This is a genomic window from Bradyrhizobium tropiciagri (assembly GCF_018130505.1).
Taxonomy (GTDB): Bacteria; Pseudomonadota; Alphaproteobacteria; order Rhizobiales; family Xanthobacteraceae; genus Bradyrhizobium; species Bradyrhizobium tropiciagri_B.
The window spans coordinates 86,103-107,892 of the sequence record NZ_JAFCKH010000017.1 but is presented as its reverse complement, the minus strand read 5'-3'; the positions used below and the strand labels follow the sequence as shown (position 1 = coordinate 107,892).

The following is a 21,790-nucleotide window of genomic DNA, read 5'->3' as shown; positions in this document are numbered from 1 at the left end:
CACGGTCCGCGTCAGTCAGCCTGACGCGGAGGTGGTCATCGCGAAGCGGCCCTCACCCCTTGGTGCGAAGCACCACGCGAGCGCCGCGCGGATACATATAGGCCTTCGGCCGGATGTAGACCGGGCAGAGATCCTGCCACTGATACAGCTGCCAATTCCATTTCAAGCAGCCCGATTCGAGTCGGGGATCGTAGCCGTAATCGAGCCGGTACGGCGGATCACCGAATACGTATTCGGCGCTGCGCGCTGTTGTCGGCGAAACAACGGCGATTGCAGCCGCGGTGGCAATGATCGCAAAAAATGACTTATGCATAACGCCCCCAAATAAGATGACGTGTCCGGCGCAAGAGTGCCAAATCGGCCGCCAGTTATCAAGCTGTGCCGATCAGCCGCCGCCAAAGTTCGACGGATCGAGATTGCGGTTCTCCTCCGGCGGGATCGCCTTATAGCCGGGAAACTTGTACCAGCCCGGAGGGACCACCTCCTGGCCTGGACGGACCACCTCCTCGGTCGAACGGACGACGACGTGCTGGCGCCCGCGCTGATGATGCCCCGTCGCGGCATCGGTGGAGACACTCCATGCCATCGCAACGAGGCCAACGGCAAACGCAACACCCAAGGCGGCACGCATCGCATTGGCTCCTTCGACCTGTTAGATGATGCACCGGCGGCAGGACCGCCACCTGCAGAGGCATCACGGCCAGTCACATCGGCGGGATCATCCAGCCACCATCGCCGATTGGGCGAGCGGGCCCAGTATCCACTCCCTGAACGCTGCGATCTTCGGGAGGGTCTGCCGGTTGTCGGGGCAGACGAGATAGTACGCAAACTCCTCCATGTGTGCCGTCTCGAGCAGCTGGATCAGCGCGCCGGCGCGGACTTCATTCTCGACCATCGCCGCCGGAAGCAGGCCCGCGCCCTGCCCTGACAGCACCGCCTTGAGGAGAAGACCGCTGTCGTCGAACGACGGCCCGCGCGGCGCACGAGCCTCCACGATGCCATTGCCCTGAAACCACAGGCTCCATCCCTTGCGCTCGGCATCGTGCACCTGCGGCCAATCCGAAAGGTCACCGGGAGACTGCGGCCGCCCGAGCCGGGCGACCAGCGACGGCGCTGCGACCACCACCATCTCGACCGTGACCACGCGATCGCTGCGCAGACCCGGATAGCGGCCGAGGCCGTGGCGTACCGCGACGTCGACGCCGCTGCGCGAGAAATCCACCAGCGCGTTGCCGGTGACGATCTGCAGATCGATCTCGGGATGCGAGTCGTGGAACGACGCCATGCGCGGCACCAGCCAGGCCGACGCAAAGAACGGCGTCACGCTGACGGTGAGCACGCCGACATCGTTCGATGCGGCGACGCGACGCGAGGCTTCGGCGATCTGGCGAAACGCGTTGCGGATCGACGGCAAATAGTCGCGCCCGGCGTCGGTGAGATAGATGCCGCGCGGCACCCGCTCGAACAATTTCGTGCCGAGATGGACTTCGAGCGTCTTGAGCATCTGGCTGACCGCGCCGGGCGTCACGCACAGCTCCTCGGCCGCCAATTTCACCGACAAATGGCGGGCGGCGGACTCGAACGCCTTGAGCGCGTTCAGCGGCGGAAGCTTCTCTTCCATAGCTTAGATTTTCTAATCTGAAATGCGCAGGAATTCTGGTTTGCGGACCTGCTTTTTCCGATCCATTTGTCAGAATAACTTCCGGGAATGGCTCGCGCAAGGCGAAGCACCTCCCCAGGATGCATTAGATTTTCTATCCATTCAGGGAACCGAATGAACCTACTCGCCGATCAGATAAATGCCTCGCAAGCCGGCAGCCTGCCGGGCCTGCTTGGGTTTCGCTGGATCGAAGCCGGCAATGGCCTCGTCCGCGGCTGCTTCGAGATCACGGCAAGACACTTCTCGCCGCATGGCCTGCTGCACGGTGCGACCATCGTCGCGCTGGCCGACACGGCCTGCGGCTTCGGCTGCCTCGCCTCCTTGCCGGAAGGCGCGAGCGGCTTCGCCACCGGCGAATTGAAGACCAACTTCATCGGCACCGCACGACAGGGAACGGTGAGCTGCGACGCGCGCCTCGTCCATGGCGGACGCACGACCCAGGTGTGGGATGCCGAGATCCGCAGTGAGACGACCGCAAGGACCATCGCGCTGTTTCGCTGCACACAGATGCTGCTCTACCCGCCCGTCGACGCAAGCAGCCGCCAGACATCATCGGAGCCATCATGAGAACGACAGCTGTGAGCACCGGCCATCGCAAGGCAAAGCCGTTCTACGGCTGGTTCGTGGTGGCGGCGGCCTTCGCCGTGACCTTCATCGGCTTCGGCAGCGCCTACACGTTCTCGTCCTTCGTGGAGCCGCTGCAGCACGAGTTCGGCGCCTCGCGCGGCGCGGTGTCGCTGGTGTTCTCCCTCGCGGGCTTCCTTTATTTCGGGCTCGGCGTGATCTCGGGCCCGCTCGCCGACCGCTGGGGCGCGCGCAAGCTCGCGGCGCTCGGCATGGCGCTGGTCGGCCTCGGCCTGCTGTTCGCCAGCCGGGCTCAGACCATCCTCCAGGTGTATGCCGCCTACAGCATCGGCATCGGGGCCGGCGTCGGCTGCGCCTATGTCCCGACGCTCGGCGCCGTGCAGCGCTGGTTCGTGCGGCGGCGCGGCTTCGCGTCAGGCCTTGCGGTCAGCGGCATCGGCGTCGGCACGCTGGTGATGCCGCCGCTCGCGACCTGGCTGATCGCAGGCATCGGCTGGCGCGACGCCTATCTCGTGCTCGGCATCCTTGCAGCTTTGATCGGTGTCGGATCATCGCTCCTGATCGCTGACGATCCGCGCCGCCACGGCACCGGGCCGGACGGCGATCCGCTCGAGGCTGCCGGAAGCGCGCCCGTCCGCCACGGCGTAGCGATCCGCGCCGCGGTACGGACGCCGCGCTTTGCCGGGCTCTATGCAGCGTGCCTGATCAGCGCGTTCGGCGTGTTCGTGCCCTTCGTGCACCTCGTGCCCTATGCCGTCGATCATCAGGTGACGCCGGCCTCCGCCGTCCTGCTGCTCGGAATGATCGGCGTCGGCAGCACCGCCGGCCGCTTCTTCCTGGGCGGCATCGCCGATCGCGTCGGCCGCGACGCGTTCCTGGTCGCAATGTATGCCGGCATGGCAGTGTCGCTGGCGATCTGGGCCGTCGCCGGCGGGTTCTGGTCGCTTGCAACCTTCGCGCTGCTGTTCGGCGTGTTCTATGGCGGCTGGGTCGCGATCCTACCCGCCGTCGTCACCGACCATTTCGGCGGCCGCCACGTCAGCGGCATCATCGGCATCCTCTACACCAGCGTCGCGATCGGCACATTGCTCGGCCCGAGCGCGGCCGGCTTCGTGTTCGATGTCAGCCACAGCTATTTCATTCCGGTTGCGATCAGCGCTGCCGCCAATATCGTTGCCGCGCTCATCGCAGTGGCGACGATGCGAACCGCTTCGCCGGTCGCCACGATGGCTCGGTCCTGAGGTCGTCATGACCACAGGCGGCGACATGATCCGCGTGCGTCCCGCAAGATGGCCCCCGACATGACAAAGGGGCCCGAAGGCCCCCAAGGCAAAGCTAACGGACCGGCTGGTTAGTTCGTCGACATCCAGGCGCGGGCTTCGCGCTGCGCGGCGGCGATGTCGGTCTCCGACATCTGCTCGGCGACCTCGCGGCGGTGTGCGATCGCGTCGGCACGTCCCTTGAGCGCCGCCAGGTTGAACCATTTGTGCGCCGCGACGAGGTTGACCACGCCGGAGCGGCCGCTCGCCCAATACAGTCCGCGCTCGAACAGCACGTCCTGGATCGCGGTCGCCGCAACCGGAATGGCGCTGTCCTGATCGATAAAGCCCTGAAACATTGTCTTACCCCTTATTGTTGTTTGGCCGCCCTCCCCCGAGCGCGGCCCCCGTCCACTGTCAAAACGCCTTCGATCCCCACGCTCATCCGTCGGATGATGCGCCGCGCCGATCCCTGGATCGTGCGCTAGCCATTTGCCGGCTTGTTGGGATGATCATGGCCCATCAAATTTGAAGAGCGGTTTAAGTATCGCGATGAACGGGATGTAAATCAGCCGCGCCGGCACGGCTTACGGAAATTGCAAAAGTGCCTGTGCCGCAGGCATTTCTCTGCGTTCGTGAACGCCGGTTTACCCTTGCTTTTGGGACATCGATAACCATTGCGGACAATGGCCGCGCGCGGCGGCGAGCCCGCGGCGAACACCCCCACGCGTTCAGATCAAGGTCGGCGGAAGAAATCGTTGGGCCGGCCGAACGCAGACGGCGGCAAGCACCATGGGATGCGCATGCATAGAGAGGCGCACGGCCGAGCGACCGCGTGGCGAGATGGAACTTGCATTGGGGAAATAGCGACCGGGGCGCGGGCTGCGCTTGCCGCCGGATCGAGGGGGTCGGCGAACACGTCAGGACCAGATTTCAGCCCGGCATTTGCCGCCGGCGAAATTGCGGAACCAAGCGGGCTCCGCACCGAACGAAGAAATCTCTGGTTTCTTCTGCCGGACCGGTTTGGGAAAGGGGCCCTCTCCGAAATTCGATCCAGCCGTTTGACCTGATGTCTCGCCGACACCCTCTTTCGTCAGCCAGAGCCTGGGTGGATGTGCCTCTCAGCTATCCGTCCGTGGCTCTCGCGACGTGCCGGCTCTCGCCGGCGAACCTCTCGAGGCGAGAGGCTTACTTCTTCTTCTTGGCGACCTTGCGGGTCTTCTTCGCAGTCTTCTTCACTGCGCTCTTCGCCTTCTTAGCCTTCTTTGCCTTCTTAGCCATGTTGCCCTCCAGTGTGTGAGATGGCTCTTACTTCGCTGCGTGCACTCGGGAATCGATATGCACTACTTCCCGAATACACCAACAGGCCAAAAAAAACAGTGTCCCGCTTAAGGAAGTGTTGACGCAGCGGTGTGTCTGCGCGCAGCGCGCGACGCCGGACAAATCGACGATGCGTTCGCGCGACGATGCAAGAAATCCAGACGCCGCCGACATCGGCATCTGTCAACGTTGCAGGAAAGCACTTCTGTTGTAGGCTTTTCTTGAATTCGCATTCGGCCGGTCGAAACGCATTCGCCCTCGCGTCGAGTCGAAAGCAACGACGCCGAGCGGCGCGTGACGACCTCCGAGTCGCAATTTTTGGCAATGAAAATATTTTCGTGGGTAAGCTCTGTTTTGCCTCGTCCGAGGTCATCGGCACCCGATTCCTGGTCCACCCACGGCTTCTGACGATTCGGCGGCGACCGCGTCGTTGCGCGATCAAGGGAGGGCGTGAGGCGGGATCACGTCGCGTTCACGCGCATGCGACGACGCCGAAGGAGACGGCGCGAGCGCATGAACCGGACGGATCATGCCCATGGACAACGTCGTTGCCGGGTTGCTTCAGATGCCGAGCTTGGACTTCAGGAGATCGTTGACCGCCTGCGGGTTCGCCTTGCCGCCGGACGACTTCATCACCTGACCGACGAACCAGCCGACCAGTTGCGGCTTCGCCTTCGCCTGCTCGACCTTGTCGGGATTGGCGGCGATGATGTCGTCGACCACCTTCTCGATCGCACCGAGATCGGTGACCTGCTTCATGCCGCGCGTCTCAACGAGCTCGCGCGGATCGCCGCCCTCCTGCCAGACTATCTCGAACAAGTCCTTGGCGATCTTGCCGGAAATCGTTCCCTCGCCGATCAGGTCGACGATCGCGCCAAGCTGCGCTGCCGACACCGGCGAGGATGCGATGTCCATGCTCTCCTTGTTCAGACGGCCGAACAGTTCGTTGATCACCCAGTTGGCGGCGAGCTTGCCGTCGCGCGCCTTGTCGGCGAGGCCGGCGAGCACCGTCTCGTAGAACTCGGCGCTCTCGCGCTCGGCGACCAGCACGCTTGCGTCGTACGAAGAGAGGCCGAAGCCCGTAATAAACCGGGACCTCTTCGCGTCAGGCAGTTCCGGCAGCTGCGCCTTGAGATCGTCGACGAAGGCCTGGCTGAACTCCAGCGGCAGCAGATCGGGATCCGGGAAGTAGCGGTAGTCGTGCGCCTCTTCCTTGGAGCGCATCGAGCGCGTCTCGACCTTGTTGGGGTCGAACAGCCGCGTCTCCTGGTCGATCGTGCCGCCGTCCTCGATGATGTCGATCTGGCGCCGCGCTTCGTACTCGATCGCCTGGCCGATGAAGTTGACCGAGTTCATGTTCTTGATTTCGCAGCGGGTGCCGAGCGGGCCGCCCGGCTTGCGCACCGACACGTTGACGTCGGCGCGCAGGCTGCCCTTCTCCATGTCACCGTCGCAGGTGCCGAGATAGCGCAGGATCGAGCGCAGCTTGGTGACGTAGGCCTTGGCCTGCTCGGCATCGCGGATGTCGGGCTTGGAGACGATCTCCATCAGCGCGACGCCGGAGCGGTTGAGGTCGACATAGGACATGGTTGGTGACTGATCGTGCAACAGCTTGCCTGCATCTTGCTCCAGATGCAGCCGCTCGATCCCGATCGTGACGCTGCGGCCGCCGTCGAGCTCGAGCTCGACCTCGCCCTCGCCGACGATCGGCGACTTGTACTGGCTGATCTGGTAGCCCTGCGGCAGATCCGGATAGAAATAGTTCTTGCGGTCGAACACCGAGCGCAGGTTGATCTTCGCGTTGAGCCCGAGGCCGGTGCGTACCGCCTGGCGGACGCACTCCTCGTTGATCACGGGCAGCATGCCCGGCATCGCGGCATCGACCAGCGAGACATGGCTGTTGGGTTCGCCGCCGAACGCGGTCGACGCGCCCGAGAACAGTTTCGAGTTCGAGGTGACCTGGGCATGGATCTCCATGCCGATCACGACTTCCCAGTCGCCGGTCGCGCCTTTGATCAGCTTGTGGGGGGCGGCAGGTGCATTCATGGCTCAGGTTTCCGGATAGGGTATAATATCTGGGATTGCATTCGGCTTCGCGCAACCAATGGCGCCAGTCAAGCCGCCCTGAACCGGCATCTGCCGTGTTCTACAGCCCGCGCCGGAACTGCTGATAGGCCTTGCTCGAACGCAAGGCGTCCGCGCCGCCCGTGATCAACTGGTCGACCTGCTCAGGCGGCAGCGAAAGCCGGGTCGGGATGGCGTTGAGGATGCCGGCGCGGTCCGGCCCGAGCCGATCGAAGCCGAGCCGCTCGACATAGATCGCGACGTCGCCGCATTTCCAGTTGGCGCCGACGCCGAGTCTGGCGCGATCCGCCGCCGACAGGCCGCAGCGCCAGCGCTTCAGCTTGCCCGACCAGTCGTCGGCGAGCGTCGTGAACGCGGCGTAGCTCGAGCGCACGCTTGCGTCGATCGCGGTGTCCGCCGCAGCCGACACCAATTCGACGCCGTTCGGTCCTTCCAGCGTCTGCACGAAGTCGCCGGAGATGCCGCGGCCGGCGTCGACCACCAGAAACAGGATGCGCCTGAGCTTCGCGGCCTGCCGCTCGCTCAGCGGCTCGTAAGGGCGCTGGGCGGCGAGCAAGCCGATGCTCAGCCCGGACAGACCGTAATTGTCGACGAGGCCACCATCGAGCAGCTTGACGTAACGCATCGAGCCGTCGCGGTAGTGCGCCTGCGCCTCGGCGTAGGAGCGCAGCAGCGGCTGCGCGTTCGGATCGTTGCGCACCTTCTCGAGCCAGGACGGAAGCGGTGCAGCGCAGCCGCCGGGAAAGGTCTCCAGCACGATCGGCGCAAATGCCAGTGGCACCGCGGCCGACGCCGCCACCGCCTCGGCGACGCGGTAGGAGCGGATGTCGCTGCACAGCGCATCGAACGAGGTCTTGCCGAACACGAACGGCGTGCGGTTGTAGATGTCGGAAGCGTTGATCCAGACCCGCGGCCGGCGGTCGTCGGGCAACGCGCCGAAGCGCGCGCCGTTGAACAGATTGCTGTCGAGCCAGTCGGTGAACTGGCTGTCGTTGACGCCGCCGCCGAGCGCCCGTCCGATATTGCCGAGCGAGATCCGGGTCTTCAGTCCCTCCTCGGCATTACGCAGCAGGAAGCGCTCGCGGAAGTCATCGAGCGCCGCGCGCCGCTTCAGGCCGAAATATGCGGCGGTGATCGATCCGCCGGAAACGCCGGAGACGAAGTCGACGCGGTCGAGCAGAGTTTTGGTGCCGGCCGCGCCGGAACGCGTGTGATCGAGTTCCTGCAGCACGCCGAAGGAAAACGCCGCGGCGCGCGTGCCGCCGCCGGAGAACGACAAGGCAAGCAGCAGATCATCTTCATAGCTCGGAAGGTCGCTGAGGCCATTGGTGTCGGCAAGCGCCGCACCGAGCGGCACGTTGCCCGGGAGATTGTAGACGGACGCGCAGCCCGCAAGGACCGCCGCCACCCCGGCTGCCAGCAGCGCCGACAGCCATCCCCCTATGCCCGATCTACGCACGATCACTCTCTTGCCGCCTGGCCCCCGCCCCGGTTCCATCAGCGTATCACGGCCAATCTGGGCAGCGGCGTGGCGGGCGAAACACAGTTAATGCGGCAAAACGGGCCGAACGGTACCGGCGCACTCAGCCGCGTGCCGTCAAAAGCGCGGCGACGATCCGTTCCCACTCCGCCTCGAGCGCATCCTTCGCGACCGGCTGACCGGCGCGGCGATACCAGTAGCCGGCGTTGCCGAGATCGCCTTCGACCCGGTGCAGATAGGCGTGCACCCAGGCCGAGTTGGCATCGCTCTCGTCCTGCACGATGCGGTGCGCCTGGTCCCAATCGCCCTTTGCCGCCCACCACAATGCAGCGAGCGGCGGCGACAGCGTCTTCTCCGGCGCGGCGTCAGCGAGACTGGCGCGGAAATCCGCCATCGCTCACCACCATTTGGCCGGGGCGAAGCGGCCGGCGGCCTGCTCGATGATGTCGCCGAGCGAGAACAGCGTCTCCTCGTCGAAGGCGCGGCCGATCAGTTGCAGGCCGAGCGGCAGGCCTTGCGTGTCCTTGCCCGCGGGCACCGCGATGCCCGGCAGGCCGGCCATGTTCACGGTCACCGTGAAGATGTCGTTGAGATACATCTCGACGGGATCGGCGCCCTTCTCCCCGATGCCGAACGCGGCCGACGGCGTCGCCGGGGTCAGGATCGCGTTCACGCCCTTGGCGAAGCAATCCTCGAAGTCCTTCTTGATCAAAGTGCGCACCTTCTGCGCACGCAGATAGTAGGCGTCGTAATAGCCGGCCGACAGCACGTAGGTGCCGATCAGGACGCGGCGGCGCACCTCGGCACCAAAGCCTTCGGCGCGGGTGTTCTCGTACATCTCGATGATGTTCTTCGCGCCCTCGCGCAAGCCGTAGCGCACGCCGTCATAGCGCGCGAGGTTCGAGGAGGCCTCCGCCGGCGCCACGATGTAATAGGCCGGCAGCGCATATTTGGTGTGCGGAAGTGACACTTCGACGAGCTCTGCGCCGGCCGCCTTGAGCCACTCCGCGCCCTCGCTCCAGAGTTTCTCGATCTCGGCCGGCATGCCGTCGAGCCGATACTCCTTGGGAATGCCGATCTTCATGCCCTTCACGGACTTGCCGATCGCGGCTTCATAGTCAGGCACGGCGATGTCCACCGAGGTGGTGTCCCTCGGATCGTAGCCCGCCATCGAGCGCATCAGGATCGCGGCATCGCGCACGCTGCGCGCGATCGGGCCGGCCTGGTCGAGCGAGGACGCGAATGCCACGATGCCCCAGCGCGAGCAGCGGCCATAGGTCGGCTTGATGCCGACGGTCGCGGTGAACGCGGCGGGCTGGCGGATCGAGCCGCCGGTGTCGGTCGCGGTCGCGCCCATGCAGAGCTGCGCCGCCACCGCGGAGGCCGAGCCGCCGGACGAGCCGCCCGGCACCAGCGTGGTGTTGGAGCCGTCGCGCCGCCACGGATTGGTGACCGGGCCGAAGCACGAGGTCTCGTTCGACGAGCCCATCGCGAACTCGTCATTGTTGAGCTTGCCGAGCAGCACGGCGCCGTCGCGCCAGAGCTGCGTCGTCACCGTCGACTCGTAGGGCGGGATGAAATTGCCGAGGATCTTCGAGCACGCCGTGGTCCTGATGTCGCGGGTGGCGAACAGGTCCTTGATACCGAGCGGGATGCCGGCAAGCGGGCCGCCCTCGCCCTTGGCGATCTTCTCATCCGCGGCCTTGGCCATCTCGCGGGCGCGGTCCGGCGTCTCCAGCACATAGGCATTGAGCACGCGCGCGGCTTCGATCGCGGCGAGATGCGCGTCGGTCAGTTCGCGCGCGGTGAAGGATTTGCTCGCGAGGCCCGCACGGGCCTCGGCGATCGTCAGCGATGTCAAATCGGTCATTTATTGATCGGGCTGCAGAAGAACGGGGACAGGGTCTTGTCGTTGGCGGGATCGTCGAGCTTGGCCTTGTTGGCCTTGGCGCGCTCGGCATCGAGCGCCTCGAGCTGGTCGAGCACGGCGTCGATCGCCTCGTTGGGATCGGCGACCTTCCCCTTCCGCTCCATCGCGTCGAGGAAGTCCATATAGGCCTTGTAGGCTTTCTCATCGTCGCAGAGCAGACACATCGGACGATCCCGAATTACAGAGAATTACTCGACCACCTTCGGCACCAGGAAGAAGTGGTTCATCGTATCGGGCGCGTTGCCGACGATGGTGTCGGCGATCTCGCCGTCATTGACCACGTCGGTGCGCTTCTTCATCTCCATCGGCGTCACCGAGGTCATCGGCTCGACGCCCTCGATATTCACCTCCGACAGCTGCTCGACGAAGGCCAGGATCGCGTTCAATTCCCCCTGGAGATGGGGAACTTCGGCGTCGCTGACCGCAATCCGCGCCAGATGCGCGATACGGCGGACGGTCGTGGCGTCTACGGACATTATATAGGGTCTCGGGGCTGAAGATCAGCCCGCCGTATAGCAGAGCTCGGTTTTGCGCCGCAACCGCGCTGGAAGCGGACGAAATCAGCCCGCCAGCTGGCCCATCCGCGCCAAAGCCGCCCCCGCCAAGGCCCGGGTCAGTTCGGCAGCGGGCATTTCCCTGCCCATCCGCACCGCTTGCCCGGCCCAGAGGTTGGTGAAATCGACCTTGCCCTGTTTTTCGGCAGCCGCCTTCAGCGGTCCGAGGCCAGTTGCGGCATGCGGAAACGCCGGGGCATCTGGCGAGATCGGGCCGACCTCGCGCATCACCCGGTTGGCGACCCCACGCGCCGGCCGGCCGGTCATCACATTGGTAATGACGGTCGAATCGTCGCGCGCCTGCGCCAGCGCGACCCGGCCCGCCGCGCTCACCTTGGATTCCGGACAACGCAGATAGGCCGTGCCGATCTGCACGGCAGAGGCGCCGAGCGCGAACGCCGCCGCGATACCGCGCCCGTCGGCAATGCCGCCGGCCGCGATGACGGGCACCTTCACCGCATCGACCACCTGCGGCACCAGCGCGAAGGTGCCGGGCTGCTCGGCGATGTTCTCGGTCAGGAACATGCCGCGATGGCCGCCCGCCTCCGCGCCCTGCGCGATGATGACATCGGCGCCGTTCTCCTCCAGCCAGATCGCCTCCTTCACCGTCGTCGCCGACGACAGCACGATGGCGCCGGCGGCCTTCACACGCAGCAGCAGCTTCTCGTCCGGCAGGCCGAAATGGAAGCTGACGATCTCCGGCTTCAATTCTTCCACCACCGCGCAGAAGGCGGCATCGAACGGCGCGCGGTTCGCGGCATTGACCGGCGCGCTCGGGTCGAGGCCGTGCTCACGATAGTAAGGCGCCAGCCGCTGCCGCCACGTCGCCTCGCGCGCCGGATCGGCGTCGACGGCCCTGTGGCAGAAGAAGTTCAGATTGACCGACCCCGCGACGCGCTGGCGGACGATATTGACCTGCTCGCGCGCCTTGTCCGCCGACAGCATCGCGCACGGCAACGAGGCGAGCCCGCCGCCCTGCGCCACCGCGATCGCCAAGTCCGCATCCATCGCGCCGGCCATCGGCGCCAGCACGATCGGGAATTCAGTCTTGAAGCGATCGATCAGTCGACGGTCTGGCCACATGGTGTGTCTCTCTTTCTCGCTGCTTCTAACCCTCTCCCCCTGTGGGAGAGGGTGGTTTCGATGCGGAAGCATCGAAACCGGGTGAGGGGTATCTATCCGCGGAGACAGACCCCTCATCCGGCTCGCATCTATCGATGCGAGCCACCTTCTCCCACAAGGGGAGAAGGAAGGAAGTTGCGCCGCCCCAGCAGGATCTGCTCCGCCTCGGCGACGATGCGGCCGACGATCTCGGCCGCTGGAGGAATATCATGGATCAGCCCGGCGGACTCACCGGCGAACACGGCGGCGACTTCAAAATCCCCGGCCGCCTTCGCCGCGGCATAATCTACCGCGATCTCGTCGGCGCGCTGCATCAGTTCGATCTCGCGGCCGCTCCAGCGCCGCAGATGTGCGTTGACCAGCGATCGCGCGGTGAACGGCGCCGGCCACATCAGCTTGCGCGACCAGTCGAACACCACGCCGCGCACGGTCTCCCCGCTCCTCGCCGCGCAGATCCGCTGCTTCGCCTCGTCGGCCCCATCGGCCTCGACGCTGGCATAGAAGCGTGTCCCCATCAGCACGCCGGATGCGCCAAGCATCATCATCGCCGCCAGCCCGCGTCCATCCGCGAGGCCGCCCGCGGCAACGACAGGCACGCGGCCCGCCGCGAAGTCGACGATCGCGGGCACGATGTCGATGGTGGTGCGCGAAGCGCCGTGACCGCCGGCTTCGGTGCCCTGCGCGATCAGAATATCGGCGCCGCAATCCAGCGCCTGCTTTGCAAGCTCCTCGCTCTGCACCTGGCAGATCAGCAGCGCGCCCGCACTCTTGATCTTCGGGGCAAACGGCGCGGGATCGCCGAACGACAGCATCACCGCGCGCGGCCGCGCTTCAAGCGCAATGTCGAGCAATTCGGGCTGCTTTGCGAGACTCCAGGTGATGAAGCCGATGCCGAACGGTTTTGCAGAACCCTTCAGCTTTGCGGTCTCGGTGGCGAGCCGCGTGCGGTCGCCGTAGCCGCCGCCCAGAATGCCGAAGCCGCCAGCCTCGCTGACGGCCCGCACCAGCCGGCTGCCGCTGATCGTGTCCATCGGCGCCAGCAGGATCGGATGCTGGATGCTTAGGCGTGCCGTCAGTTCGGTGCTTACAGGCATGCGCTGCTCCCTGTTCTGGACTTCAAGCCTAAGCGGGCCTAACATTCTCGGAAAATGAATACTAGAGAACGCTACCATCTCTAAAATGAAACGGGGTTCGCGATGGAATTGACCGACCTCCTCACCTTCTCGACCGTCGCGCAGCTCGGCGGCATCACGCGCGCCGCCGAAGAGCTCAACACGGTGCAGTCCAACGTTACCCAGCGCATCAAGGCGCTGGAAGCCGAGATCGGCACCGCGCTGTTCGAGCGGCACAGCCGCGGCATGACGCTGACCGGCGCCGGCCGCCGCCTGCTCCCCTACGCGCAACGGATGGCAGCACTGTCGCGCGAAGCGGTGCTCGCCGCGCGTGACGACGGCGAGCCGAAGGGGCCGCTCTCGATCGGCTCGATGGAGACGACGGCGGCAGTGCGGCTGCCGGCGCTGCTCGCCGACTTCCATCGCCGCTATCCCGCTGTGCGCCTGACGCTCAGCACCGCGACGACCGCCGACCTCGTTGCCGCGGTGCTCGACGGCTCGCTCGACGGCGCCTTCGTCGCCGGTCCGATCGAGCATGCCGAACTCGCCGCGACGGTGGCGTTCAGCGAGGAGCTGGTGCTCGTGAGCGCCAAGCGCTGGACCTCGCTCGCCGCGCTGCGCGCCGGCACGCCGGAGTCGGGACCGACGGTTCTCGTCTTCCGCACCGGCTGCACCTATCGCCAGCGTCTCGAGCAGGTGCTGACCGAATTCGGCTGGCCCTCGGCCGTGCGCTTCGAGTTCGGGACGCTGGACGGCATGATCGGCTGCGTCGCCGCCGACATGGGCGTGACGATGTTGCCGCGCGCCGTGGTCGAGCGCGATCACATCAATCGCGAGATCAGCATCCACAAGCTCAATCCGCAGCATGCGCGGGTCGAGACGCTGTTCATCCAGCGCCGCACCCTGCACCAGTACAGCGCGCTGCAGGGATTTACGGCCTGTCTCGATGCGCGCGAAGCGTCGGCGGCCGCCTGATCGCAAGCCCTGAAGGAATGAATGGAAGGCATCACGATGGCGGGGGTGCGACCTTCCGGCGCAGCGACACACTGGTGTCGGGAAACCTTTTGAAGCGCGTCATTCTACGACGTTAGTATAAGCCGCTAGCTCATAACCATAACGTCAACTCTGGGAGGAAGACTGCGATGCGCACCGCATTCGTATTGTGCTGCTCTGTTGCCTTGTTGACCACGGCCGGAACCGCCAGCGCGCAGGACTGGACCAAATCGAAATGGGGACCCAACGACGAGATCGGCTCGGCGAATTACATGACGCCGGAGCTCGTGGTCAAAGCCGCCTCGCTGGTGAAGACCGGCAAGACCTATGCGCTCGGCATTCCCGTCGACACCAAGACGCCCGCCTACCCGCCGCGGACCTTCAAGATCACCATCGTGCAGCCCGGACAGGCCGGCCTCGCCGGCATCGGTCCGAACAAGGCGACCTACAATGACGACATCCTCGACACCTGGGTCGGCATCGGTAGCCAGCTCGACGGCCTCGGCCATCTCGGCATCGAGCACGTCTATTACAACGGCAACAAGCTCGCCGATTTCGCTGATCCCAACGGGTTGAAGAAGCTCGGCATCGAGAAGGTGCCGCCAATGGTCACCCGCGGCCTGCTGCTCGACATGGCCGCCTATTTCAACACCGACGTGGTCAAGGAAGGCACCGCCTTCAACACCAAGGAAATCGAGGAAGCCGCCAAGAAACAGGGCGTCGAGATCCGCCAGGGCGACGTCGTGATCTTCCACACCGGCTGGCTCAGCCTGATCGGCAAGGACGACAAGCGTTATTCGGCCGGCGAACCCGGGCTTGGCGTCGATGGCGCGAAGTACCTGACCGGCAAGGGCGTGGTCGCGGTCGGCGCCGACACCTGGGCCCTCGAGGTGCTGCCGTTCGAATCCCCGAACGTGTTCGAGGTGCACCAGATCCTGCTCGCGATGAACGGCACCTACATCCTGGAGAACATGGACACCGCCGAGCTCGCCAAGGACAAGGGCTACGAGTTCCTGTTCGTGCTGGGCCAGCCGCGCTGGCGCGGCGGCGTGCAGAGCATGATCAACCCGATCGCGATCCGGTAAACCTCTGCGGCGTGGCGTTTTCGCATGGACGCCACGCCGACGCCGGGCTTTGCCTCGGCGCGCGGCTGCATGCTAAGCGCTAGCGAATGCCCGCCCCCATCCTTCCCCTGATCGAAGCCGCGCCGCACTGGCCCGAGCGCGGCGCGCTTGTCGGCCTCGATCTCGGCACCAAGACCATCGGCGTTGCCGTGTCCGATCCGGACCGGCGGCTCGCGACCGGCGTCGAGACCGTCAAGCGCAAGGCGTTCAAGGCCGACGCGGCACGGCTGCTTGCGATCGCCGCCGAGCGCAGCGCGGTCGGCTTCGTGCTGGGCCTGCCGATCAACATGGACGGCAGCGAAGGGCCGCGTGCGCAATCGACCCGGGCATTTGCCCGCAACCTGGCCGGCCTCACCGCGCTCGCGATCGCGCTGTGGGACGAGCGGCTGTCGACCGCCGCGGTCGAGCGCGAGCTGATCGGGATGGATGTCAGCCGTGCGCGGCGCGCCGAGGTGATCGACGAGCATGCCGCGATCTTCATCCTGCAGGGCGCACTGGACCGGCTCGCGAAGCTGCGCGGAGAGAGCTGACCATGGCGGTGGTGGTCGCGGCGCTAATGCCGGTGTTCCTTCTGATCGTGCTCGGTGTCGTGCTGAAGCGCACGTTGATGCGGCTCGATACGCAATGGCACGGGCTGGAGCAGCTTACCTACTACGTGCTGTTTCCGGTGCTGCTGGTGCAGACGCTGGTCAAGGCGGATCTGACGACGGTGCCGATCGCAGGCGTCGGCGGCGCGCTGCTGCTTGCGGCGCTGGTGATGTCGCTGTTCTGCCTCGCCTTGCGCGGCCCGCTCGCCGGCGCCGGGATCGACGGACCGGCCTTCACCTCGATCTTCCAGGGCGCGATCCGCTGGCAGACCTATGTCGCGCTGTCGGTGGCCGGCAATCTGTACGGCAAGGTCGGGCTTGCCCTGGCGTCCGTCGCGATGGTCGCGATCATCCCGCTGGTCAACGTATTCAGCGTCGCCGTGCTGGCACGATACGCGTCATCCGAAAAACGGTCGGCGGGTGCGATCGTGATGACGGTGGTGAAGAACCCGCTGATCTGGGCCTGCGTCATCGGGCTCGCCATCAACGTGACGCACATCCCGTTGCCGAAACTCTGGCATGACGTCGCCGATGCGCTCGGCGGCTCGTCGCTGGCGATCGGCCTCCTGGTGACCGGAGCCGGATTGCAGCTGAAGGGCATCTTCCGCCCCAGCCTCGCCGCCAGCGTGGCGCTGGCACTGAAGCTTGTGCTGATGCCCGTGATCACCGTCGCGCTCGCGGTGTGGTTCGGCGTGACCGGCTCCAATCTCGCCATCGTCGCCGCCTGCGCCGCGGTGCCGACCTCCCCGTCAGCCTATGTCCTGGCGCGCCAGATGGGCGGCGACGCCCCGCTGCTCGCCCAGATCATCACGCTGCAGACGATCCTCGCCGCGGTCACGATGCCGATCGCGATTGCCGTGGTTGGGCTCTAGGACCTTCCTCACGAACGCGTGCCGCCCCCATCGGCGGCGGTTGTCGTCACCAGTTCGACGAAGAAGGCGGTCGCGGCGGTGGAGTCGGCCGCGCGATACACCAGGGTCAGCGGCGCATTCAGGTGAATGCTCTTCGCGAGCGGACGATATGCCACCGTTTTCGCGTGCACGTGCTGCATCGACGCCGGAACGACGGAAATCCCTGCACCCGCGGCCACCAGATTGAGATTCGTCATCATGCGCTGAACTTCCGCCACGACGTTCGGGTGGATGCCCCGTTCGGCACACAGCGCCAGCAGGTTCGCATAAAGCCCCGGCGCTCCGGCGCGCCGCACGAGGATCAGATTCTCGCCCTGGAAATCCTTGAGCGTGACGGCGGCGTTCTTGCCCGCGCGAGGCTGCTGCGCCAGGCGGTGGTCGAGCGGGACCGCGACGAGCACCGGTTCTCTCAACAAGGTCCGGAACACCAGGCCGGGCGGCCGTGAGACCGGCACGCGCAGAAACCCGCATTGCAAGGTGCCCGAGGCAATCCGCTCGGTGATCTCGTCGGCGTTGTTCTCGGTGAGGGAGAGCTCGATCTCCGGATAGCGGCCGCGGAACAGCCGCAGCACGCGCGGCGTCAACAGATGGGCCGCCGCCGAGGTCGTGAAGGCGATCGCGAGCCGGCCGCGCAGGCCCTTCGCCACGCGCGCCATTCGCTGCTCCATGACGGCAATGCCGTCGAGGATGCGCCGGGCCTCTTCAAGGAAGAACTCGCCGCTCTCGGTCAACGCCATGCCCTTTGCATGGCGACGAAACAGCACGACGCCGAGATGGTTCTCGAGCGCCTTGATCTGCTGACTGAGCGGCGGCTGCTGGATGTTGAGCCGAGCCGCGGCACGGGTCAGGTGCCCGGCCTCGGCAACCGCCAGGAAGTAACGCAGATGTCGGACCTCCATATCCATAAGATATGGAATATCGCATTTTCATATATTTGACATCACGAAACACGCGGTTATTGCTGGCCCGGTTCAGCAACAAAAAATCCGCTCGATCATCAATGCGCGGCGTGGGGAAGGAACATCATGACTGACAGCTCGATCCAGCTCGATTCCGGCGGTTCAATTCTCTTCGTGGGCAACAGCTTCACGTTCGGCCGCGTCGATCCGGTCATGAGCTACAATGCCGACAACGTCAGGGATCTGACGGCGCCGGTGCCCGGCACCACGTTCGCGAACACCACCGGTTCCAATCCGTACGAGCCGCATCCCTGGGGCGGCGTTCCCGGCATCTTCGAGGCCCTCGCCTCTCAGGCGGGCCTCGAGCTTGACGTCGCCATCTCGGCGCGCAACGCCGCGACGCTGCAGGGCCAGTACCTCAACAGCAATCCTGCCGGCTGGGACCTGCGCGGCAACGTCGCGAGCCAGTCCTGGGACACCGTCGTGCTGCAGGACAACAGCACCCAGGCGCTGCCCTCGGGTTCCGGCTCCATCACTTTCGCCCCAGGTTCCTCGACGGCGACGCTGGTCATTCATCCGACAGCCGACACCACGATGGAGACCGACGAGACGATCGGCCTCCAGATCAACGCCAGCTCCGCCTATCGCACCAGCGCCGGCGTCGTCAGCGGAACGATCCTGAACGACGATCCGACTGGTCCCGTGATCAATCCTGCTCTCCCGACCGTCACGCTCGTCGCCTCTCCCGGCGCGGTGCTGGAGGACGGCTCACAGAAGCTCGTCTACACCTTCACCCGCACCGGACCGACGGACACGCCGCTCACCATTCAGTTCGGTGCCGCCCGTGACGGCAGCACGGCGCCCTCGGTCAACACCTCGACCGGCGACTTCGAGAACTTCGTCAACCTGTTCACGACCAGCTTCCAGGCCAACGGCCAGCAGACCACTGGCAGCATGAGCTTCACCAGCAACAGCGGCTCGGTGGTGATTCCGGCGGGTGCCAGCAGCGCTACCCTCACGCTCGATCCGAAGCCGGATACCACGGTGGAGAACGACGAATCGATCCGCCTGACGCTGAGCGCCAACGCCGCCTACAATGTCGGTACGCAGGGGGCGATCTCCGCCACCATCCTGAATGACGACTTCGCGCCCGGCACCGATACCTCGCTGCCGAACATCTCACTCAGCCTCGCCGCTTCAGCCGTTTACGAGGACGGATCCGGCAATCTGGTCTACCAGTTTACCCGCTCGGGCCCGAACACCGGACCTTTGACGGTCAATTTCACCGTATCGGGAACGGCAACGCTGCCCGGACACGACTTCACGGTCACCGGCGCAAACACCTTCTCGACCGCGGGAGCGGCCGATCCGGACCTTCAGTCGTTCAACACCTACGCGGTGAAGCTCGCGCAATACGCGACCACGGGCGCGGCCGACGGCGCCGTTCCGGCCAATCCGAACGCCAATCCCGCAACCAACGTCTATCTGTACGAGACCTGGGCGCGGCCGAACATGGTGACGGGCGCGGTTGTCGCCAACACCGACGACAATACCGGCGCCGTTACCAACACGGCGACGAATGCGCCGGAATATTACACCTCGCTCGAGGCGATGACGGCGGATCTGCGCGCCGCCTATGAGGGCCTTGCCGCAGCAAATCCGATCTTCGCGGGTGTCGCCCCGGTCGGCGCGGCCTTCCTCGCCGCCGTTCAGAACGGCACGGCGGTCCGCGATCCCTACGCACCCGACGCCGGCGCGGACGGCAAGGTCGACCTGTGGTGGGACGACAATCTGCATGCCAGCAAGTACGGCTCCTATCTCAGTGCGCTCACCCTGTTCGGAACACTCACGGGGCTCGATCCCCGCTCGCTCGGCGCTGCCGAGCACGCGGCGGCCGATCTCGGCATCACGCCGGCAGTGGCGGCGGCGCTGCAGAACGTCGCGGCGGCGACGCTCGGCTTCACGCTCAATGCCCACTGGACGGCGCCCGGACAGGTCACCGAGCTATCGGGCGGGGTCGCCGGGTTGCTGGCAACTGAGGGATCATTCGGGTTCTCCGATTCCGACGTCGCCGACACGCATAGCGTCACCGTCACCCCGCTGACGCCGGGCTCGATCGGAACATTCACGGCGGCGTTGCACAGCGACACCACCGGCGACGGGACCGGCGGCGCAGTCGACTGGCAATTCACTGTGGACAACGCCGCCGTTGCGTTCCTCGCCCCCGGCGAAACCCGCGTCGAGCATTTTCTCGTCACGCTGTCCGACGCCAATGGCGGCCTCGCCCAGCGCGATATCGCGGTCACATTGAACGGAAGCTACAATGATCCGCCGGTGGCGACTAACGATACGGCCAATGCGCAAGTCGCCGGGCTTTCGGTCGCTGCACCCGGCGTGCTCGGCAACGATACCGATCCCGAGGGCGACACGCTTGTCGTGAGCGCGGTCGACGGACTCGCCGCCAATGTCGGTGTCGCGACGGCCGGCACCTACGGCCACCTGTCACTGTTCTCGGACGGACATTATGGCTACGTGGCGGACAACAGCGCCGCCCTCGCCTCGGCACCGACCGGGGTTCACCTGCACGACAGCTACGACTACACGGTCAGCGACGGCAACGGCGGCACGGACACTGCCACGCTCGACATCACGCTCAACCGCGCTCCGGTCGCCAATGCCGAGATTGCGGGCATCAGCAAGGGAGGTCTGGTCTCCGGAAACGTGCTCGCCAATGATTCCGATCCCGACGGCGACGCCATCGCGGTCGCGGCATTGACCGGCGGCACCCTCGGCCAGCAACTGCATGGTAAATATGGCTGGCTGACCCTGTCCTCCGACGGGCATTACTCGTACCAATCGGACGGCCATCTTGCGGCGCTTGGCGTTGCTCAAGACAGGTTTACGTATCAAGTCACCGACGGTCACGGCGGCTCCTCCACCGCGAGCCTGACGGTCACCACGGCCGCGCCCGGCCAGACTTATGTCTCAGGCACGCCGGGCCAGACAGTCTCGAGCGGCAATGGCCAGTCCATCGTTGATGGAAGCCTCGGTCACCAGACCCTTTCGGGCGGCAACGGCCAGGATGTCCTGCTCGGAGGTCCAAACGATGTGCTGACCGGCGGCAACGGTCCGGACCACTTCGTTTTCCAGTACGACTTCGGCCACAACGAGATCAAGGACTTCGGCAAGCCTGACGTGATCGAGTTGCAGGCGTCGACGTTCGGCAGCGTTGCCGACATCCTTGCGCACTACGCCGCCAATGACGGCCATGGCAACGTCGTGATCAGCGATCCCCATAATGCGGCCAATACGATCACCCTGGATCACGTCAGTCTGAACCAGCTCAGCGCAGGCAGCTTCCTGTTGATCTGAGAGTCCTTTGCGGCGATCACGATGCCGATCGCGTTCGCCGCGGCTGGGCCTTAGACGTAAGGACCTATCGAGAATAGGACGACGATGTTAATCGTCGAATGAACGATTACCGTCAGCCAGGTGGAGTTGCTTCGCCAGCGAAGGTACCCCAGAACGAGGCCGGAAACGAAGATACAGAACTGACCCGACCAGTCGTATTGCGTGTGGATCAGGGCCCAGATGACCGATGTCAGGACGATGGCACCGGTCGGGCCGGCGAAAGACTGCGACCATCCCCGAAACAGGAAGCCGCGGAAAATAAACTCCTCCATGATCGGCGCCGCCAGGCAGCCTGCGATCAGGAAGATCAGCAAACCCGCCCGTCCATAAACTTTCAGACTGGGTGCGATCCAACTCGTGTCCGCATCCACGAATGCTTGAAAATGGGCTTCCGCGATCAGCAAGACGGCCGTGACTGCGAACGCGAGAAGAAGCTGTCTTGGACGAGGCCAATTGAGCGCAAGATATTCAGAGAAGTCGCGATCGAGCTTTCGGGTCGCGACCCACAGCACCGCGACGGCGGCTGGACTGCCCAGCACAAAAGACGCGTCTGGCGATTGTAAGGAATATTGCGTCATCGCAAGGACAAGAAGGACGAGCGATCCTGCCAGTACGAAGGCGCCATAAGCGACCACGCCAATAAGCGTCGTGTCCGCGAAATTCCATGTTCGCGGCAATTTTGCCGACGCCGGGATCGGAGCGTTTTGGTAATTCGACATTCGGATTTTCTGCGACAACTTCGCAGCGAGGGGCGGCCT

General features: G+C 65.2%; 21 protein-coding genes. 7 read left to right on the top strand and 14 right to left on the bottom strand.

Annotated elements, in window-relative coordinates; translation table 11 throughout:
* Positions 1-52 precede the first annotated feature (52 nt).
* The 3 genes from JQ633_RS33360 to gcvA form a co-directional block, all read right to left on the bottom strand.
* Complete coding sequence (locus JQ633_RS33360) at positions 53-313, bottom strand: hypothetical protein (RefSeq protein ID WP_211990067.1); 261 nt, start codon at positions 311-313, stop codon at positions 53-55.
* A 72-nt stretch (positions 314-385) separates the two neighbouring features.
* Positions 386-631 (bottom strand): hypothetical protein, encoded by a 246-nt coding sequence (locus JQ633_RS33355; protein WP_249159837.1) that lies wholly within the window; start codon positions 629-631, stop codon positions 386-388.
* A gap of 87 nt (positions 632-718) precedes the next feature.
* Positions 719-1,621: a transcriptional regulator GcvA gene (gcvA, locus tag JQ633_RS33350; RefSeq protein WP_211990066.1), complete on the bottom strand. Its 903-nt coding sequence runs from the start codon at positions 1,619-1,621 to the stop codon at positions 719-721.
* A 153-nt stretch (positions 1,622-1,774) separates the two neighbouring features.
* Between gcvA and JQ633_RS33345 the strand changes: the two genes are divergently transcribed.
* Together JQ633_RS33345 and JQ633_RS33340 are read left to right on the top strand one after the other, a co-directional pair.
* A complete protein-coding gene (locus JQ633_RS33345) occupies positions 1,775-2,227 on the top strand; it encodes a PaaI family thioesterase (protein ID WP_211990065.1) in 453 nt (150 codons plus the stop codon).
* Positions 2,224-3,486 carry an MFS transporter gene (locus tag JQ633_RS33340; RefSeq protein ID WP_211990064.1) on the top strand — a complete coding sequence of 421 codons (1,263 nt, stop codon included), beginning with the start codon at positions 2,224-2,226 and terminating at the stop codon, positions 3,484-3,486. Before JQ633_RS33345 ends, JQ633_RS33340 begins: the two co-directional genes overlap by 4 nt.
* A 110-nt stretch (positions 3,487-3,596) precedes the next feature.
* Here JQ633_RS33340 and JQ633_RS33335 read toward each other — a convergent pair whose 3' ends face one another.
* The 9 genes from JQ633_RS33335 to JQ633_RS33295 all read right to left on the bottom strand — a co-directional run bounded on the left by JQ633_RS33335 (position 3,597) and on the right by JQ633_RS33295 (position 13,089).
* Positions 3,597-3,863: a hypothetical protein gene (locus tag JQ633_RS33335; RefSeq protein WP_211990063.1), complete on the bottom strand. Its 267-nt coding sequence runs from the start codon at positions 3,861-3,863 to the stop codon at positions 3,597-3,599.
* Between the two features lie 1,522 nt (positions 3,864-5,385).
* Positions 5,386-6,870 carry an Asp-tRNA(Asn)/Glu-tRNA(Gln) amidotransferase subunit GatB gene (gatB, locus tag JQ633_RS33330; protein WP_211990062.1) on the bottom strand — a complete coding sequence of 495 codons (1,485 nt, stop codon included), beginning with the start codon at positions 6,868-6,870 and terminating at the stop codon, positions 5,386-5,388.
* A gap of 100 nt (positions 6,871-6,970) precedes the next feature.
* A complete protein-coding gene (locus JQ633_RS33325) occupies positions 6,971-8,332 on the bottom strand; it encodes a patatin-like phospholipase family protein (protein WP_211990079.1) in 1,362 nt (453 codons plus the stop codon).
* 160 nt (positions 8,333-8,492) lie between these two features.
* Entirely contained in the window at positions 8,493-8,783 is a 291-nt protein-coding gene (locus tag JQ633_RS33320; RefSeq protein ID WP_211990061.1) for a hypothetical protein, read from the bottom strand.
* Between the two features lie 3 nt (positions 8,784-8,786).
* Entirely contained in the window at positions 8,787-10,259 is a 1,473-nt protein-coding gene (gene gatA / locus JQ633_RS33315; RefSeq protein ID WP_211990060.1) for an Asp-tRNA(Asn)/Glu-tRNA(Gln) amidotransferase subunit GatA, read from the bottom strand.
* Positions 10,256-10,483, bottom strand: a complete 228-nt coding sequence (locus JQ633_RS33310) for a hypothetical protein (RefSeq protein ID WP_211990059.1) — start codon at positions 10,481-10,483, stop codon at positions 10,256-10,258. Before JQ633_RS33310 ends, gatA begins: the two co-directional genes overlap by 4 nt.
* Before the next feature lie 24 nt (positions 10,484-10,507).
* Positions 10,508-10,795, bottom strand: a complete 288-nt coding sequence (gene gatC, locus JQ633_RS33305; protein ID WP_211990058.1) for an Asp-tRNA(Asn)/Glu-tRNA(Gln) amidotransferase subunit GatC — start codon at positions 10,793-10,795, stop codon at positions 10,508-10,510.
* Positions 10,796-10,879: 84 nt separating this feature from the next.
* Positions 10,880-11,956: an NAD(P)H-dependent flavin oxidoreductase gene (locus JQ633_RS33300; RefSeq protein WP_211990057.1), complete on the bottom strand. Its 1,077-nt coding sequence runs from the start codon at positions 11,954-11,956 to the stop codon at positions 10,880-10,882.
* A 128-nt stretch (positions 11,957-12,084) separates the two neighbouring features.
* Positions 12,085-13,089: an NAD(P)H-dependent flavin oxidoreductase gene (locus JQ633_RS33295; protein WP_249159836.1), complete on the bottom strand. Its 1,005-nt coding sequence runs from the start codon at positions 13,087-13,089 to the stop codon at positions 12,085-12,087.
* A gap of 102 nt (positions 13,090-13,191) precedes the next feature.
* Here JQ633_RS33295 and JQ633_RS33290 point away from each other — a divergent pair, with 102 nt between their 5' ends.
* The 4 genes from JQ633_RS33290 to JQ633_RS33275 all read left to right on the top strand — a co-directional run bounded on the left by JQ633_RS33290 (position 13,192) and on the right by JQ633_RS33275 (position 16,683).
* Complete coding sequence (locus tag JQ633_RS33290) at positions 13,192-14,082, top strand: LysR family transcriptional regulator (protein ID WP_211990055.1); 891 nt, start codon at positions 13,192-13,194, stop codon at positions 14,080-14,082.
* Between the two features lie 167 nt (positions 14,083-14,249).
* Positions 14,250-15,185, top strand: coding sequence for a cyclase family protein (locus JQ633_RS33285; protein ID WP_211990054.1), 936 nt, complete (start codon positions 14,250-14,252; stop codon positions 15,183-15,185).
* 86 nt (positions 15,186-15,271) lie between these two features.
* Positions 15,272-15,754, top strand: coding sequence for a Holliday junction resolvase RuvX (gene ruvX / locus JQ633_RS33280; RefSeq protein WP_211990053.1), 483 nt, complete (start codon positions 15,272-15,274; stop codon positions 15,752-15,754).
* A 2-nt stretch (positions 15,755-15,756) separates the two neighbouring features.
* The gene (locus JQ633_RS33275; RefSeq protein WP_211990052.1) at positions 15,757-16,683 is read left to right on the top strand and encodes an AEC family transporter; all 927 of its coding nucleotides are present in this window, start codon (positions 15,757-15,759) and stop codon (positions 16,681-16,683) included.
* Between the two features lie 8 nt (positions 16,684-16,691).
* Here JQ633_RS33275 and JQ633_RS33270 read toward each other — a convergent pair whose 3' ends face one another.
* Positions 16,692-17,627, bottom strand: coding sequence for a LysR substrate-binding domain-containing protein (locus tag JQ633_RS33270; protein WP_211990051.1), 936 nt, complete (start codon positions 17,625-17,627; stop codon positions 16,692-16,694).
* A 120-nt stretch (positions 17,628-17,747) separates the two neighbouring features.
* Between JQ633_RS33270 and JQ633_RS33265 the strand changes: the two genes are divergently transcribed.
* Positions 17,748-20,993, top strand: coding sequence for an Ig-like domain-containing protein (locus tag JQ633_RS33265; RefSeq protein ID WP_211990050.1), 3,246 nt, complete (start codon positions 17,748-17,750; stop codon positions 20,991-20,993).
* Positions 20,994-21,043: 50 nt separating this feature from the next.
* Here JQ633_RS33265 and JQ633_RS33260 read toward each other — a convergent pair whose 3' ends face one another.
* Positions 21,044-21,751: a CPBP family intramembrane glutamic endopeptidase gene (locus JQ633_RS33260; protein WP_211990049.1), complete on the bottom strand. Its 708-nt coding sequence runs from the start codon at positions 21,749-21,751 to the stop codon at positions 21,044-21,046.
* Positions 21,752-21,790: the final 39 nt, after the last annotated feature.

Coding starts and splice junctions, on each gene's coding strand:
- JQ633_RS33360 (WP_211990067.1), bottom strand. CDS start 313: ATGCATAAGTCATTTTTTGCGATCATTGCCACCGCGGCTGCAATCGCC.
- JQ633_RS33355 (WP_249159837.1), bottom strand. CDS start 631: ATGCGTGCCGCCTTGGGTGTTGCGTTTGCCGTTGGCCTCGTTGCGATG.
- gcvA (WP_211990066.1), bottom strand. CDS start 1,621: ATGGAAGAGAAGCTTCCGCCGCTGAACGCGCTCAAGGCGTTCGAGTCC.
- JQ633_RS33345 (WP_211990065.1), top strand. CDS start 1,775: ATGAACCTACTCGCCGATCAGATAAATGCCTCGCAAGCCGGCAGCCTG.
- JQ633_RS33340 (WP_211990064.1), top strand. CDS start 2,224: ATGAGAACGACAGCTGTGAGCACCGGCCATCGCAAGGCAAAGCCGTTC.
- JQ633_RS33335 (WP_211990063.1), bottom strand. CDS start 3,863: ATGTTTCAGGGCTTTATCGATCAGGACAGCGCCATTCCGGTTGCGGCG.
- gatB (WP_211990062.1), bottom strand. CDS start 6,870: ATGAATGCACCTGCCGCCCCCCACAAGCTGATCAAAGGCGCGACCGGC.
- JQ633_RS33320 (WP_211990061.1), bottom strand. CDS start 8,783: ATGGCGGATTTCCGCGCCAGTCTCGCTGACGCCGCGCCGGAGAAGACG.
- gatA (WP_211990060.1), bottom strand. CDS start 10,259: ATGACCGATTTGACATCGCTGACGATCGCCGAGGCCCGTGCGGGCCTC.
- JQ633_RS33310 (WP_211990059.1), bottom strand. CDS start 10,483: ATGTGTCTGCTCTGCGACGATGAGAAAGCCTACAAGGCCTATATGGAC.
- gatC (WP_211990058.1), bottom strand. CDS start 10,795: ATGTCCGTAGACGCCACGACCGTCCGCCGTATCGCGCATCTGGCGCGG.
- JQ633_RS33300 (WP_211990057.1), bottom strand. CDS start 11,956: ATGTGGCCAGACCGTCGACTGATCGATCGCTTCAAGACTGAATTCCCG.
- JQ633_RS33295 (WP_249159836.1), bottom strand. CDS start 13,089: ATGCCTGTAAGCACCGAACTGACGGCACGCCTAAGCATCCAGCATCCG.
- JQ633_RS33290 (WP_211990055.1), top strand. CDS start 13,192: ATGGAATTGACCGACCTCCTCACCTTCTCGACCGTCGCGCAGCTCGGC.
- JQ633_RS33285 (WP_211990054.1), top strand. CDS start 14,250: ATGCGCACCGCATTCGTATTGTGCTGCTCTGTTGCCTTGTTGACCACG.
- ruvX (WP_211990053.1), top strand. CDS start 15,272: ATGCCCGCCCCCATCCTTCCCCTGATCGAAGCCGCGCCGCACTGGCCC.
- JQ633_RS33275 (WP_211990052.1), top strand. CDS start 15,757: ATGGCGGTGGTGGTCGCGGCGCTAATGCCGGTGTTCCTTCTGATCGTG.
- JQ633_RS33270 (WP_211990051.1), bottom strand. CDS start 17,627: ATGGATATGGAGGTCCGACATCTGCGTTACTTCCTGGCGGTTGCCGAG.
- JQ633_RS33265 (WP_211990050.1), top strand. CDS start 17,748: ATGACTGACAGCTCGATCCAGCTCGATTCCGGCGGTTCAATTCTCTTC.
- JQ633_RS33260 (WP_211990049.1), bottom strand. CDS start 21,751: ATGTCGAATTACCAAAACGCTCCGATCCCGGCGTCGGCAAAATTGCCG.